Source organism: Empedobacter sp. GD03861 (genome assembly GCF_029840885.1).
Classification (GTDB): Bacteria; Bacteroidota; Bacteroidia; order Flavobacteriales; family Weeksellaceae; genus Empedobacter; species Empedobacter falsenii_B.
This window is the reverse complement of sequence record NZ_JAOCDJ010000005.1, coordinates 77,100-92,146: the sequence shown is the minus strand read 5'-3', so window position 1 is coordinate 92,146 and position 15,047 is coordinate 77,100. Positions and strand designations below refer to the sequence as shown.

Annotated in this window: 14 protein-coding genes; all 14 read left to right on the top strand. The window is 32.1% G+C overall.

Features of this window, described 5'->3' with window-relative positions; all coding sequences use genetic code 11:
- Nucleotides 1-65 precede the first annotated feature (65 nt).
- The 14 genes from N5D03_RS04240 (at nt 66) to N5D03_RS04175 (ending at nt 15,029) form a co-directional block, all read left to right on the top strand.
- Nucleotides 66-2,678 (top strand): putative LPS assembly protein LptD, encoded by a 2,613-nt coding sequence (locus N5D03_RS04240; RefSeq protein ID WP_280051018.1) that lies wholly within the window; start codon nt 66-68, stop codon nt 2,676-2,678.
- Nucleotides 2,679-2,690: 12 nt separating this feature from the next.
- The gene (locus N5D03_RS04235; RefSeq protein WP_125348731.1) at nt 2,691-3,077 is read left to right on the top strand and encodes a RidA family protein; all 387 of its coding nucleotides are present in this window, start codon (nt 2,691-2,693) and stop codon (nt 3,075-3,077) included.
- A gap of 9 nt (nt 3,078-3,086) precedes the next feature.
- Complete coding sequence (locus N5D03_RS04230; RefSeq protein ID WP_038332010.1) at nt 3,087-3,563, top strand: hypothetical protein; 477 nt, start codon at nt 3,087-3,089, stop codon at nt 3,561-3,563.
- Between the two features lie 9 nt (nt 3,564-3,572).
- Nucleotides 3,573-4,646, top strand: a complete 1,074-nt coding sequence (gene pdxA / locus N5D03_RS04225; RefSeq protein WP_280051017.1) for a 4-hydroxythreonine-4-phosphate dehydrogenase PdxA — start codon at nt 3,573-3,575, stop codon at nt 4,644-4,646.
- A 72-nt stretch (nt 4,647-4,718) separates the two neighbouring features.
- Nucleotides 4,719-5,300 carry a DUF177 domain-containing protein gene (locus tag N5D03_RS04220; protein ID WP_280051016.1) on the top strand — a complete coding sequence of 194 codons (582 nt, stop codon included), beginning with the start codon at nt 4,719-4,721 and terminating at the stop codon, nt 5,298-5,300.
- Between the two features lie 55 nt (nt 5,301-5,355).
- Nucleotides 5,356-5,553 carry a 50S ribosomal protein L32 gene (rpmF, locus tag N5D03_RS04215; protein ID WP_019975824.1) on the top strand — a complete coding sequence of 66 codons (198 nt, stop codon included), beginning with the start codon at nt 5,356-5,358 and terminating at the stop codon, nt 5,551-5,553.
- A 125-nt stretch (nt 5,554-5,678) separates the two neighbouring features.
- Nucleotides 5,679-6,161 (top strand): acetyl-CoA carboxylase biotin carboxyl carrier protein, encoded by a 483-nt coding sequence (gene accB, locus N5D03_RS04210; protein ID WP_125348723.1) that lies wholly within the window; start codon nt 5,679-5,681, stop codon nt 6,159-6,161.
- Nucleotides 6,162-6,181: 20 nt separating this feature from the next.
- On the top strand, nt 6,182-7,546 hold the full coding sequence (accC, locus tag N5D03_RS04205; protein ID WP_038332000.1) for an acetyl-CoA carboxylase biotin carboxylase subunit: 1,365 nt from the start codon (nt 6,182-6,184) through the stop codon (nt 7,544-7,546).
- Between the two features lie 279 nt (nt 7,547-7,825).
- Entirely contained in the window at nt 7,826-9,145 is a 1,320-nt protein-coding gene (locus N5D03_RS04200; protein WP_280051015.1) for a trigger factor, read from the top strand.
- Nucleotides 9,146-9,195: 50 nt separating this feature from the next.
- Nucleotides 9,196-9,861, top strand: coding sequence for an ATP-dependent Clp endopeptidase proteolytic subunit ClpP (gene clpP / locus N5D03_RS04195; RefSeq protein ID WP_115001487.1), 666 nt, complete (start codon nt 9,196-9,198; stop codon nt 9,859-9,861).
- 238 nt (nt 9,862-10,099) lie between these two features.
- Nucleotides 10,100-11,248: an ATP-dependent Clp protease ATP-binding subunit ClpX gene (gene clpX, locus N5D03_RS04190; protein WP_280051014.1), complete on the top strand. Its 1,149-nt coding sequence runs from the start codon at nt 10,100-10,102 to the stop codon at nt 11,246-11,248.
- A gap of 93 nt (nt 11,249-11,341) precedes the next feature.
- Nucleotides 11,342-13,420: a T9SS type A sorting domain-containing protein gene (locus tag N5D03_RS04185; protein WP_280051013.1), complete on the top strand. Its 2,079-nt coding sequence runs from the start codon at nt 11,342-11,344 to the stop codon at nt 13,418-13,420.
- A 31-nt stretch (nt 13,421-13,451) separates the two neighbouring features.
- Entirely contained in the window at nt 13,452-13,673 is a 222-nt protein-coding gene (locus N5D03_RS04180) for a hypothetical protein (RefSeq protein WP_219033630.1), read from the top strand.
- A gap of 60 nt (nt 13,674-13,733) precedes the next feature.
- Nucleotides 13,734-15,029 carry a TlpA disulfide reductase family protein gene (locus N5D03_RS04175; RefSeq protein WP_280051012.1) on the top strand — a complete coding sequence of 432 codons (1,296 nt, stop codon included), beginning with the start codon at nt 13,734-13,736 and terminating at the stop codon, nt 15,027-15,029.
- Nucleotides 15,030-15,047: the final 18 nt, after the last annotated feature.

The window sequence follows — 15,047 nt, the reverse complement described above, 5'->3', positions numbered from 1 at the left end:
CTCATACTATAGGTTTGTTTTTTTGATTAATTTTGACGCAATTTATAAAAAATAAGTTTTTCAATTTGTTTACAAAGGCAATTAAATCGATTTTATTTTTTAGTCCAGTTATGGTTTGCACCGTTTCTTTTGGACAAGTTAAGCAAAATAATAACGATAAAGATCACTCTAAGATAGTTTCTGATTCTGTAAAATTAGATACTATTATCCCTGTAAAAGAGAAATTAGAGTTTGTGGTAGAGCACAATTCCGAGGACGAAATACATAATCGTAAAAAACGTATGACTTACCTTTTGCGTAAGGCACATGTAGTTTACGGCGATATGACTATTGATGCAGATTATATTGAACTAAATTGGGATACAGGAGATGTATATGCCGAAGGTAAGCGCGATTCTATTGGGAATATTATTGAAAAAACAAAGTTTACACAAGGTCAACAAGAAATTTTGCAAGATGCTTTCAAAGTAAACTTCAAAACGAAAGTTGGGATTGCATATAACATTCGCATGACGCAAGAAGATGGAATCATCATTGCAGATAAAGCGAAACGTGTCAATGATTCGGTAATGTTACTAAAACGTGCCGATTTTACTACGGATACTTATTTTAAGGAAGGAAAAGATACGCGACCAGATTATTTTCTTCGTGCCAAAGAAGGAAAAATGATTGATAAAAATGGTAAAAAAACATTGATTACCGGACCTATCAATATGTGGATTTATGACGTACCAACACCATTAGCATTACCATTTGGTTACATCCCAGCGATGGGTGCAAAACGTGCCGCAGGTATTTTGATGCCTCGCCCAGGTGAGCGTACAAATCTTGGTTTCTTTATCGAAGATTTAGGATTTTATGTTCCATTTGGAGATAATTTTGATTTAAAACTTTCGGGAGATATCTATACAAAAGGTAGTTGGGCTACTAGAGCCGAGTCTACCTATAAAAAACGTTACAAATACAATGGGCGACTTGCAGCGAATGTAGAAAATCGCTTAACTGGTATCAAAGGTCTTACAGAAGGCTCTAATGCCTTTTCTAAACAAAGTATGTTTGGTGTTATGTGGTCACATAGCCAAGATCCGAAAGCAAATCCATATTGGTTATTCAATGCCAATGTTAACTTTTCGAGTTCGAAATATTACCGTGAATCTGTACGAAATCAATACATCAATACTGGACAAGTTTTTACAAACAACGTTAACTCGTCTATCAACCTAACGAAAAACTTTGAGAATGCTCCATTAACAGCTCAGTTGAGTATGTCGCACTCTCAAAACTACAATACTGGAGATATTAACATTGCATTTCCTCGTTTCAACTTGACGATGTCTCGTATTTTCCCGTTTGCAAAGAAAAATATGCCAAAAGAAGGTTTAATTCAGAATCTTGGTTTAACGTATAGTATGCAAGCTGGAAATGAAGTTAACACCAACGACAAAGACATCTTTACAGACAAAATGTGGAAAGATCAAATGCGAATGGGTGCGAATCACAAAATTGGTTTGCAGACAGGTATTACACTTGCTAATTATTTCCCATTAACACTTTCTTCTGACTATAATGAAGTTTGGGGTGATAATCGTTTGATTAAAAATTACAATTCTGTTAACGGAAAAATAGAGGACACAACATTGAAAGGATTCAATTCATATCGAACATTTAATTTCAATGCTTCTGTTTCAACTAATATTTATGGATTATATCTTAATCCAAATAAAGATGCTAAGATTTTAGGAATTCAGCACGTGATTACACCATCTATTGGTTATAGTTATACGCCGGATTTCCAAAGTCAATCTTGGGGATATTACAAAGCTTATCAAAACCAAAATCAAGAAGAAGTTTGGTACAATCAATATCAAAACATGTTGTATGGTGTATCAATTCCTGGTTTGACAAATTCATTAAACTTTGGAATTTCGAACAACTTAGAGATGAAAGTAAAAGATGTAAATGACCCGAAAGGTTTCAAAAAAGTAAAGATATTTGAATATTTACGTTTGAGTTCATCTTATAACTTCTCTGCAGATGAATTTAAACTTTCTCCAATCAGTATTAACGGAATGACATCTTTGTTTGATAGAAAAGTAAACGTACAATTTTCGTCAACTGTTAATCCATATAAAATTCAACGTTACATGAATGCTGAAGGAAGTGAAGTTGCTCAATACATTGATGAACTTGGCTTAGGAAATCTTCGTATTTCGAATATGACATTAGGAACTGGTTATACATTTGACAATAGTACATTTGGCGGAAAACGTTTCGATGCCAAGAACTATAAAAAACGTGGAACAGTTCGTGATGAAAATTTCTATTATGACAGCGATAATTATGCGCAATTTGCTATTCCTTGGAGTTTAACAGCTAATTTAAGTTATAATTATAGCAAAGGAACAGAACGAAAAGGAAGTAGCACAGGTTCTATTGCAATGAATGGTAAAATTTCGCCAACACCATATTGGGCAATTTCTGCAAATGCAACTTACGATTTCATCAAAAGTGAAATAACTTATGTACGTTTTGGTTTTGAAAGAGATTTACGAAGCTTTACCTTATCATTCAACTGGACACCAATGGGAACATATAAAAGTTATGATTTCTTTATCGGAATCAAAGCATCAATCTTACAAGATTTAAAATACAACGATAGATCAAGACTTAATTACTAAAAAAATATTAATATGAAAAAACAAATCGTTCATACAGAAAAAGCACCACAAGCAATTGGACCTTATTCACAAGGTGTAAAATACAACGGATTTATTTACACATCAGGACAAATTCCTTTCAATGTAGAAAAAAATGAATTGGTTACAACAGGTATTCAAGATGAAGTTCATCAAGTAATGAAAAATGTAATTGCAATTTTAGAAGCTGGCGGAACAACAATTGACCAAGTTGTAAAAACAACAATTTTTGTTAAGGATTTGAATGATTTCAACGCAGTTAACGAAGTTTACGCTTCTTATTTTAATGATGAAAATTATCCTGCACGCGAATGTGTAGAAGTTGCTCGTTTACCACGCGACGTAAATGTTGAAATTTCTGTAATCGCCATTGCAGACTAATAAAATATTATGCTAAAAGACAAAACTGTATTAAGAAACACAATTGCTGTAATAGTAGGATTAGCTGTAATCTATGCTATCATACAATTTGGTCTTATATACAACGCGGATAGATTAGGATGGGACGACAAAGTTTTTCCGGAATGGAGACACATCATCAAATATTTTTCGCACCAAGAAGGGAAAAAATTCGAAGTTCAATTTTTTGGATCAATGCTAGCAATTAGTGGAATTGCAGCTTTAGTTGGAGGTGTCATAACAGCACTTATCGTAAGAAGAGCTAAACAAGCTTACACGATGTTTGTAGGTTTTATTGTGCTAATCGTTGCTTTAGGCGACGTTCTTTTCACGCCTTATCACCCAACTTGGTACGAAATTGCGATCTGTCCAGTTTTATTCTTTTCATCATGGATTGGAGGTTTAATTGTAGATTTGATTTACAAGAAATTTTTCAAAAAATACAAACCATCCAGCCAATCATATTAAACTAACATTATGTCTGAAAAAGATAGAAAAATTAGAGTTGCCATCTCGATTGGTGATTATAACGGAATCGGAATTGAGGTTATCTTAAAAACCTTACAAGAAAAAGAAATAACAGAGTTTTTTACGCCTGTTATTTTCGGTTCAACCAAATTATTATCGTATCAAAAAGATCGTTTAAAATTTGACCGAATCAATTTTCAAGGTATTCAAGATGCGAATCAAATTGTAGACGGAAAAATCAATGTGGTTAATCTTTGGAAAGATCAAATTGATGTACATTATGGTAAAGTAACCAAAGAAGCTGGTGAACACGCTTATCAATCATTAAAAGCGGCTGCAAAATCTGTTTCAGATGGTTTTACTGATGTTTTGGTAACGGCTCCAATTAATAAAGATAATATTCAGTCCGAAGAATTTCATTTCCCAGGTCATACCGAATATTTAGGAGAAATTTGGGGAGGAAAACCTTTGATGTTCTTAGTTTCAGAAAAATTGAGAGTTGGTTTAGTAACGCAACATATTCCAATTAGCGAAGTTGCAAAACAAATTAATCCAAAATCTGTTTATGCAAAAATTCAACAAATTCATAAAAGTTTGATTGAAGATTACGCCATCGAAAAACCAAAAATTGCAGTTTTAGGTCTTAATCCTCATGCAGGTGACAATGGTCTGTTAGGATCAGAAGAAAAAGAAATTATTTCGCCAGTTATCGAGCGTTGCATTAACGAAAATCAATTAGTTTTTGGACCTTATTCGGCAGATAGTTTTTTCAATCCAAGTAATTTAGACGCTTTTGATGCGGTTTTGGCCATGTATCACGATCAAGGATTGGTGGCATTCAAAACAATTAGTTTTGATGAAGGCGTTAATTATACAGCTGGATTAAAATTTGTACGAACTTCGCCAGATCATGGTGTAGCTTACGACATCGCAGGAAAAGGAATTGCAAACGAAGAATCATTTAAGGAAGCTATTTTTTCGGCAATCGAATTATATAAAAATCGAAACGAATACCAAGAGCTAACAAAAAATGTATTGCAACATATTCCTCTAAAATTAGAAAAAGGCGATAATAAAGAATAAAAAATTAAAATAAGTTGCAAAGAGCTATTAATTTTAAATAAATTAGATTATCTTTGCACACCTTTTTGTGGTATGGACAAGTTAAAAAATTATAATATTGTATTTACAAGCTTGCCTTTTGGTAAGAGTGATTTTACATTCGAATTATCACAATCGTTCTTTGATTTATTTGAAATTGAGCAAGATTTTGACAATCCTAATTTAATTGCAACAATTATTTTAGACAAAAAATCGACAATGCTTGAGTTAGAAATCAGCTTAAAAGGGAACATTACAGTTCCTTGTGATTTGACTGGAGAATTGTTTCAGCAAGAAATTTCGAATAATGCAGAATTAATTGTTAAATTTGGCGACGAGTTTGACGATACTGATTTTGAGATGTGGGTAATTCCAAGAGAAGAATACCAAATCAATATTGCGCAAGTTCTTTATGAATTGGCAATGCTATCAGTACCAACAAAACGAATTCATCCCGATGTCTTGAATGGCAAAAGCGATTCTGAAATGATTGAATTGTTAGACCAATACAGCATTTACGAATTAGACGAAGATGCAGAAGACGAGCATTACGATGAAGACAACAACAATGATGACGATGACGATAATAACGACATTGATCCTCGTTGGGCAAAATTGAAAGATTTGAAACCTTAATTGGTTTTTATTATTAAAATAAATTATAGAAATAAAGAAAAAAAAGTAGTTAGATATGGCACATCCTAAGAGAAGACAGTCGTCAACAAGAAGAGATAAACGTAGAACACACTACAAAATCGAAGCTCCACAATTAGCAATCGATAAAACAACAGGTGAAGCACATTTATATCACAGAGCTCACTGGTCTGACGGAAAATTATACTACAAAGGTAAAGTAGTATTAGAGAAAGTACAAGAAGTTACTGAATAATATAATCTTCGAAAGATTTTGAAGCTGTTTCTAAAAAGAAACAGCTTTTTTTATTTTTTTTTCAATACCTTTGAAATCGTTTTATAAAAAACAAACATAAAAGGTCAAATAAAAAACCGCATTATATGGACATTAAAGACATTCAAAATTTAATTAGATTCGTATCAAAAGCAGAAGTTGCTGAAGTAAGCATCAAACAAGATGACATCGAAATCAAAATCAAAACTTTAGCAAGCGTACCTGCACAAGTTGCATCTCAACAAATTTATGTACCACAAGCTCCTGTAGCTCCAATTGCCGCTCCTCAAGCGTCTGCAGCTGCACCAGCAAATAACTCTACAACATCAACAGAAGAAGAAAATAGTAATTTAATTACAGTTAAATCTCCTATGATTGGTACTTTCTACCGTGCTGCAGGACCAGGTAAAGAACCTTTTATCAATGTAGGTGATGCTATTGCTCCAGGTAAAGTTTTATGTATTGTTGAAGCAATGAAGCTATTCAACGAAATCGAATCAGAAGTTTCTGGAAAAATTGTAAAAATCTTAGTGGACGACGCTAGTCCAGTTGAGTACGATCAACCATTATTCTTAGTTGATCCAGCTTAATCAATTACATCTAAAAAATTATGTTTAAAAAGATATTAATCGCTAATAGAGGTGAAATTGCAATGCGTATTATACGTACTGCAAAAGAAATGGGAATCAAAACGGTTGCCGTTTACTCTAAAGCAGACGAGACTTCATTACACGTACGTTTCGCTGACGAAGCTGTGTGTATTGGTCCTGCTCCAAGTAAAGATTCGTACCTAAAAATGGCTAACATCATCGCGGCTGCAGAAATTACTGACGCGGATGCTATTCACCCAGGTTACGGGTTTTTATCTGAAAACTCAACTTTTTCTAAAATCTGTGCTTCTAACGGAATCAAATTCATCGGTGCTTCTGCAGAAAATATCGAGCGTATGGGAGATAAAGCCAATGCGAAAGCTACTATGAAAGAAGCTGGTGTTCCTGTAGTACCAGGTTCTGATGGTTTATTAGAAAGCTATGAGCAAGCCTTAGAAGTTGCGCGCGAAATTAAATACCCAGTTATGATGAAAGCTACTGCCGGTGGTGGTGGTAAAGGTATGCGTGCAATTTGGAAAGAAGAAGATTTATTACACGCATGGGAATCTGCTCGTACAGAAGCTGCTGCAGCTTTTGGTAACGACGGAATGTATATGGAAAAATTAATCGAAGAACCACGTCATATCGAGATTCAAGTTGCAAGTGACCAAAACGGTAAAGCTTGTCACTTATCAGAACGTGACTGTTCTATTCAACGTCGTAATCAAAAATTAGCAGAAGAAACCCCTTCTCCAATCATGACAGACGAATTACGTCAACGTATGGGAGATGCAGCAGTTAAAGCTTGTGAATATATAGGTTATGAAGGTGTTGGCACAATTGAATTCTTAGTTGACAAACACGGAGATTTCTACTTTATGGAAATGAATACTCGTATCCAAGTAGAGCATCCAATTACTGAGCAAGTAACAGGTTTCGATTTAATTCGTGAACAAATTATGTTAGCGGATGGTGAGCCAATCTCTGGTCAAAACTATTATCCAAACGGACATTCTATCGAGTGTCGTATCAATGCAGAAGATCCTTATAACGACTTCCGCCCTTCTCCAGGGAAAATTTCAAATATTAATATTCCTGGTGGTAACGGTGTTCGTGTTGATACACACGTTTATGCTGGATATACAATTCCACCAAATTACGATTCTATGATTGCAAAAATCATTGTTACTGCACAAACGCGTGAAGAAGCAATAGCAAAAATGAAACGTGCGTTAGGGGAATTTTATATCGAAGGTATCAAAACAACGATTCCTTTCCACTTACAGTTGATGGATAATCCAGATTTTATCGCGGGTAATTACACAACTAAATTTATGGAGGATTTTGTTTTTGACGAATCTTACGCAAATTACGGAGAATTATAAGAAATTAAATTTTCGAAATATTGAAAATCCAGAACGTATATTCTGGATTTTTTTATGTCATTGTGTCAGCAAAAATCAAATGGCTTAATTGTTGAAAATATCACCTCAGAAAAGTAGTAAATAATCAATTCAATCATTCCATCTAAAATCAAAATATCAAGTATTTGATAAGATTCCATCCGAATTGTTAATTTATAGTGAATGAATTGATTGTAATATTACTTTTTACTATTAAAAATCATTAATAATTTATACATTTGCACTCCAAATTTAAGGTAGATGAATATTACTAAAAATACAACAGACAAATTAAACGCAGTATTAACTGTAACTGTTGATAAGGCAGATTATCAAGAAAAAGTAGTTGACGTATTGAACCAATACAGAAAAACAGCTAACATCAAAGGTTTCCGTAAAGGACAAGTTCCAATGAGTTTTGTAAAAAAACAATACGAACAAGCTGTTATTTTTGATACAGTTAACGAAATTTTACAAAAAAGTGTATCTGAGTACATCAACACAGAAAAATTATCAATATTAGGAAATCCAGTTCCAGTAATGAAAGATGTTGATTGGGATGCTGATCAATTATCATTTGATTTCGAATTAGGATTAGCTCCAGAATTTGATGTTGATTTATCTAAAGTAGAAGTTGAAAGCTACAAAGTAAAAGTTGCTGACGACGAAATCCAAAAATATGTAGATAATTTCGCTGCTCGTTTTGGATCATTAAAATCTTTAACTGAAGCTGAAGCTGAAGCTGTTTTGAAAGTAGAAGCTTCTGTAGAAGGACAAGAAACTAAACAAACATTTATCCGTTTAGAAGAATTGAAAGATGCTTCTGCATTTATTGGTAAAAAAGCTGGTGATGTTGTAGAAGTAAATTCTAACGATATTTTTGATACTGCTGAAGAAGCTGCACAACAATTGAATACAGAAGTTTCTGAAGAAGGAACTAATGTTACTTATACAATCAAAGAAATTAACAAAGCTGAAAAAGCTGAAGTTAACCAAGAATTATTTGATAAAGTTTATGGAGAAGGGGCTGTGGATTCAGAAGAAGCTTTCCGTAACAAAATCAAAGAAGAGTCAGAAAACATGTACAACAAAGAATCTGACAAACAAATTATCAATGATGTTGTAGCTAAATTATTAGATACAGTTCAATTTGATTTACCAACAGAATTTTTAACGAAATGGTTAATTACTTCTAATGAAAATGTAACTTCTGAAGAGCAAGCGAAAGAAGAATTGGTAAAAATGGACAAAGGTTTACGTTACCAATTAATCGAAGCTAAAATTGCTGAAGTTAACAATGTAGAAGTAAATGCTGAGGAAGTAAAAGAAGCTGCTTTTGCTGCAATCAAAGATCAATTAAAAATGTACGGTCAAACTTCTATTCCAGAAGAAACATTACAACAAATTACAATGTCTGCTTTACAGAATCAAGAAGAATACAACCGTTTATCATACCAAGTGTTTACAGACAAAATGTTAGACATCTTCAAAAACAATGTAAAATTGAACGAGAAAGAAGTAACATTTGACGAGTTTGTTGACATTATTACAGAAAAAAATAAAGAATTAGCAGAAGCTTAATCACTTCTAAAAAATTCTTTATACCTTTCATTTAAAATCTAAATTTAATAATGAAAAACGTAGGAGAAGAATTTAAAAAATATGCTCTGTTAGACAAAGGAATTAGCTCTTTACATATGGAGAGTTACATCCAAAATACAACGCCTTACATCGTTGAAGAAAGAAAATTGAACGTTGCACAAATGGACGTTTTCTCTCGTTTGATGATGGACAGAATCATCTTTTTAGGAACAGGAATTGATGATCAAATTGCGAATATTATTCAAGCGCAATTATTGTTCTTAGAAAGTGTGGATGCAACAAAAGACATTCAGATTTATGTTAACTCACCAGGTGGTGGTGTTTATGCAGGATTAGGAATTTACGACACTATGCAGTTAGTAAAACCTGACGTTGCAACAATTTGTACAGGAATGGCAGCTTCTATGGGAGCAGTTTTATTATGTGCAGGTGCAGCAGGAAAACGTTCGGCTCTTAAACATTCTCGCGTGATGATTCACCAACCTTTAGGAGGAGCTCAAGGACAAGCAACTGATATGGAAATTACATTGAAGGAAATCTTGAAATTGAAAAAAGAATTATATGATATTCTTGCAACTCATTCTGGTCAAACTTTCGAGCAAATCGAAAAAGATGGTGAACGTGATTACTGGATGACGTCTACAGAAGCAAAAGAATATGGAATGATTGACGAAGTTTTATTGCCTCGTAAATAATTTTAAATTCAATACAAATACAAAAAAAGGATACTCAAAATTTTGAGTATCCTTTTTTTCGTTTACAAATACTTAAAAATTTGTAAAATCATAAGAATGAAGCATAAAAAACAATAGTCTAAAATAGGATAATTTAATCCTTTATTTTACCATAATTTATACTGATAGAAATTAACAAATAAATATTTTCTATCTAAAAGAAAATAAATACCTTTGCATCTTAATTAAGTATAGAAAATTGGAAGAAAATAAGTGCTCTTTTTGCGGAAAAAGCAGAAACGAAGTAAATATTTTAGTGTCTGGAATCGACGGTAATATTTGTGATAATTGCATAGAACAAGCGCATGGTATAGTTTTAGAGGAATCGAAATTTAACGAAAATAACGATTTGATAAAACCTTTAACGCTAAAATCTCCGAAAGAAATTAAAGAGTTTTTAGATGATTATGTGATTGGTCAAGACCAGGCAAAAAAAATATTGTCGGTTGCCGTATACAATCATTACAAAAGAATATTATTAGACAAGGATAATGATGTAGAGATTGACAAATCGAATGTTATTTTAGTCGGAGAAACAGGAAGTGGAAAAACATTATTAGCAAAAACAATTGCTAAATTATTGAATGTTCCATTTGCAATCGTTGATGCAACTGTACTTACAGAAGCTGGATATGTAGGAGAAGATGTAGAAAGTATTTTGACGCGTCTTTTACAATCTGCTGATTACAATGTAGAGCTTGCCGAAAAAGGAATCGTTTTTATTGACGAAGTAGATAAAATTGCACGTAAAAGTGACAATCCATCTATTACACGTGACGTTTCTGGAGAAGGTGTACAACAAGCTTTACTTAAAATTTTGGAAGGAACTATTGTTAATGTACCACCAAAAGGAGGACGTAAGCATCCTGATCAAAAATTTATAGAAGTTAATACAAAAGATATTTTGTTTGTGGCTGGTGGAGCTTTTTCTGGAATAGAAAAACACATTGCAGATCGTTTGAAGAAACACGTAATTGGTTTCAAAAACGAAGATCACAAAGAAATCGAAAATCTTTTGGATGAAGTAAATGCACAAGATTTGAAAAACTTTGGTATCATTCCAGAATTAATAGGACGTTTACCAATTATTACATATCTTAAAGCATTAGATAAAGAAGCAATGAGAGCTATTTTGACAGAACCAAAAAACTCTCTAATGAAACAATATACAAAGCTTTTCGCCTTAGACGGAAAAGAGCTTATAGTGACGGACGAAACCCTAAATAAAATTGTAGACCGTGCCAATGAACTGGGTTTAGGAGCTCGAGGATTGCGAGCAGTTACGGAAGAAATCTTTACTGATTTGATGTATAATATTAAAGATTTACCAGAAAAAGTTATAATATAATCTATTGTATAGTAACTTATTAATAAATATTTTTATATTTGTAATGAAATTATTCTTTAATTTTAAAAGAAACCAACCAAAATAACATAATTTGTGAAAAAGAATCTACTTGCTTTATTCGCATTAGGTGCGATATATAGCGCTTCTGCGCAAGATACATATATCAAAGACGCTGTAATAGTCAAAGTTAATCCAAACACTCTTTTTTACAACGGAGGCAATGTTAGTGTTGCCACAGATGCTTCTACTACTACAGCTACAACTGAAAAAATAATTAACCAAGGGAATATTCAAATTCAAGGTGGTTTTAGTAATGCTAATACGACTGGAAAAAACTTCGTGAATAAATACACAAGTTCGACTTCTTATGGTCAATTAATTATTAAAGACGCTGCTGATGTAAAAGGAAAAGTAGCTATTGAGAGATCTGTTCCTGATTTAACAAATGATGAATATATTATCTCTTTACCATACAAAAACACATTAGCAAAAGATGTTATAAATTCTATGACTGGAGGTAATTTCTTTTCAGGAAATTGTGCTATTAATGTAGATTGTGGTTTAGACAAAAGGTATACTCAGTCTCTTTTTGTATGGGATGTAGAAGAAACAGAATATGATGCTGTTGATAACAATCATACTATTACTCCAGAACGTAGATATTTATTAAATTTAAGAAATGGAACTAATGTAAAGTCTACAATTAATTCTTTAGGAGCTGTTAATTCGTTAGTATTTGCTGGTATTCCTAATAACAATCAAACAAATTATACTCTAAAAAGTGGATTAAAAGGAAAATCATCTGATTTTGCAAATCTTGCTTGGAAAGATTGGAAAAATAGAATCAATAATTATGCAGAGTCTTATGATTCTTATTTAGGAAATCAAACAGGAACTAAATATGATACTGATGTACTTTTTGGAAAAAACTTACATAGACTAGCAAATCCATTTACATCAAATTTAGATTTATCAAATGTAAATACTAATTCTTCATGGATTACATTTGCTACAACTGCTGGCTCAAATCAATCACCAGCAAATGCTTGGGGAGCATTAAGATTTAGAGTATTCAAGGTAGCTAATGATTACATAATTAAATGGAATAGTAATTCAGGAAATACTAGTACAGGAAATACAACTGCACTTAGTGCTTACTTATCAAAAAATGGATCAAATAATAATTATTTTTGGATAGGAAGTCCTGAGGCTTTATTAGTAAAACCATATGAATCATTCTATGTAGACTATTACGCTATTAATTCATCTGTTAATGGAGGACGTATTGTTAGTGCTAATGTAAACCTTAAAGATAGTAATAAAACATTTAATAGTAATTTTATCACAACAGGAACTTCTAGTCCTGTTTATAGTAGAAGTTCACAAAATCAAACAAATCAAGACACCACATTACTTGATAATCAAGAATTAAAAGAAAATGGTTTAGTAACAGATTTTGATTTTACACAATTGGAATTGTATTTAAGTCAAGAAAATACAATCCAAGGAAGTCCTGCTTATTTGTTAAATGCTAACTTTATGGCTACAGGCTCTTCTAATCCTGCTAAAATTACTAATCCTATTTTTTTCTATGAAGAAGACAAAGAAGGAAATGTATTGTTAGATTCTCAAACATTAACTAATCAATTCAATAATGAAGATTATGTTGGTAAACCTTTAAGAATAGGTTTTTATAATTTAGAAAATGGTAAAAACTATCGACTAAACCTAAATCTTTATGAATATTCTATCTTAAACAAAGTACAAAACCTAAGCTTAGGTAAGTATTATTTATATGATAATGTTACAAAAAAAGCCATAGATGTTAGTGAGGCTACTGAATTAAGTTTTGTTGCTGATGATAAAATTAACGAACGTTTTGAGTTTTATTGGAATGAACTCCCAACTACGTTAGGAACAAGTGATTTAACTAGAACTGACGCTACTTTTCTTTATACAAATAATGGAAGTCAGTATGTTAGATTTGAAGATAAAAATACAACAGCAGATATTTCAATTTTTGATTTAACTGGACGTCAAATATTTTATAAAACAAATATTATGACAAATACTGATTATAAACTTAATCTAGCAAATATACCTACTATGTATGTTGTTAAAATAACATATAAAGATGGTAAAGTAGTAACGAAGAAAACCATTAACAAATAACCTAACTATGAAATTTTTTTTAAAACACATATTGATTATAACAATATTTTTTAGTTTTACTACATTAGAAGCTGCTAATTTACCTGAGCCTTGTGAACCAGGTTTTGAATGCTCTGGTGGTGGTGAAGAAGAAGGAGGGGGAACTGGAGGAAGAAAAGTTCCGATTCATGATTATGCGCCTATTTTAATCGTTACAGCTGTAACAATTGCAGGCTATTTTTCCTACAGACAAAGACAAATTATTAAAAAATAAATTCATACTTTTAAACCTCAATCTATTCGATTGAGGTTTTTTTATTATATCAAACAAACTATGAAAAATAAATTTATACTACCGCTTGTTGTTTTAGGAAGTTCTGTTTTTGGACAGTTTAACGTTTCTGGGCAAATAGAAAATTATGCAAACAAACCTGTTTTGGTTAAAATTTTCGACAATGCCGAAATGAAATTAATCAACAATGCGATTACTGATAACAACGGAAATTTTTCTGTTAAAGTTCCAAAAGAATACAATGGTTTTGTACGTATTGATTTACCAACAGGTGAAAATCTTTCGTTATTAACTGATAACAAAAATCTAAAATTCAAAACGGTTAGTGGGCAAGAAATATCTACTAAACTTGAAATTTTAGAGGGAGATACACAAAAGGAATACAATAAAGTTTTAGCACTTCAACCATTAAATGAAATTCAGAATCAGGTTTTTCCTTATTTAATGCAAATGTATAAACCAACTGATGAATTTTATACAGCAATGATAAAAGAAGATAAGCGTATAAAAGAGTTGAAACGTAACGAAAATTTTTCGCCATTAATTACCTATATTAATGAGTTGAATGATTTGAAACAAAAAGCTCAAACAAATAAAGATGCTGAAACGCTAAATGAAATTGTGAATCATTTTGTAAAAGATGATGTACGATTGGAGCAATCTGGAATGTTTAATGATTTAGTTTTTGCTTATATTAATGGAAAATTAGCTGCTGCAAACAATCAAGATGTAGAAGGGAATTTAATTGCTGCTACAGACGAAATTTTGGCTAAAACAGATATCAAAACGACAAGAGGTCAAAATGTATTGACAACTATCTTAAACTTTGTTCCTGAAAAAGAATATGCAAATTTTCATAAAAAATATGTAGATAAAGTAAAAAGTTTGACTTCTAATGTAACAGATCAATTGAAAAAGAAAGTGGAAAAAAGCGCTTCTATGCAAGTGGGAAGTAAAGTTCCTAATATCACTTTTCCTCAACCTGTTAATGGGAAAAAATCATTGTATGATATCAAAGCAGATCAAAAATTAATTGTTTTCTGGGCTTCTTGGTGTCCTGCTTGTCAACAAGAGATCCCGCATATTAAAGAGTTTTACAAGAACTTTAAATCAAAAGGCGGAGAAATTGTTGCCATTTCTTTAGACTACGATCAAACAGCGTTTAATAACGCTACAAAAGATTTACCTTGGTACAATTATACTGATCTTTTGAGATGGGATTCACCAATCGCAGCTGAGTTTGGAATAGAGTCTACTCCTACTCTAATTTTGGTTGATAAAGACAATAAATTAATTAAGAAAGTTCATCATATTTCTGAGTTAGAAGTATCGAAATAATAACGAAAAAGCTACATT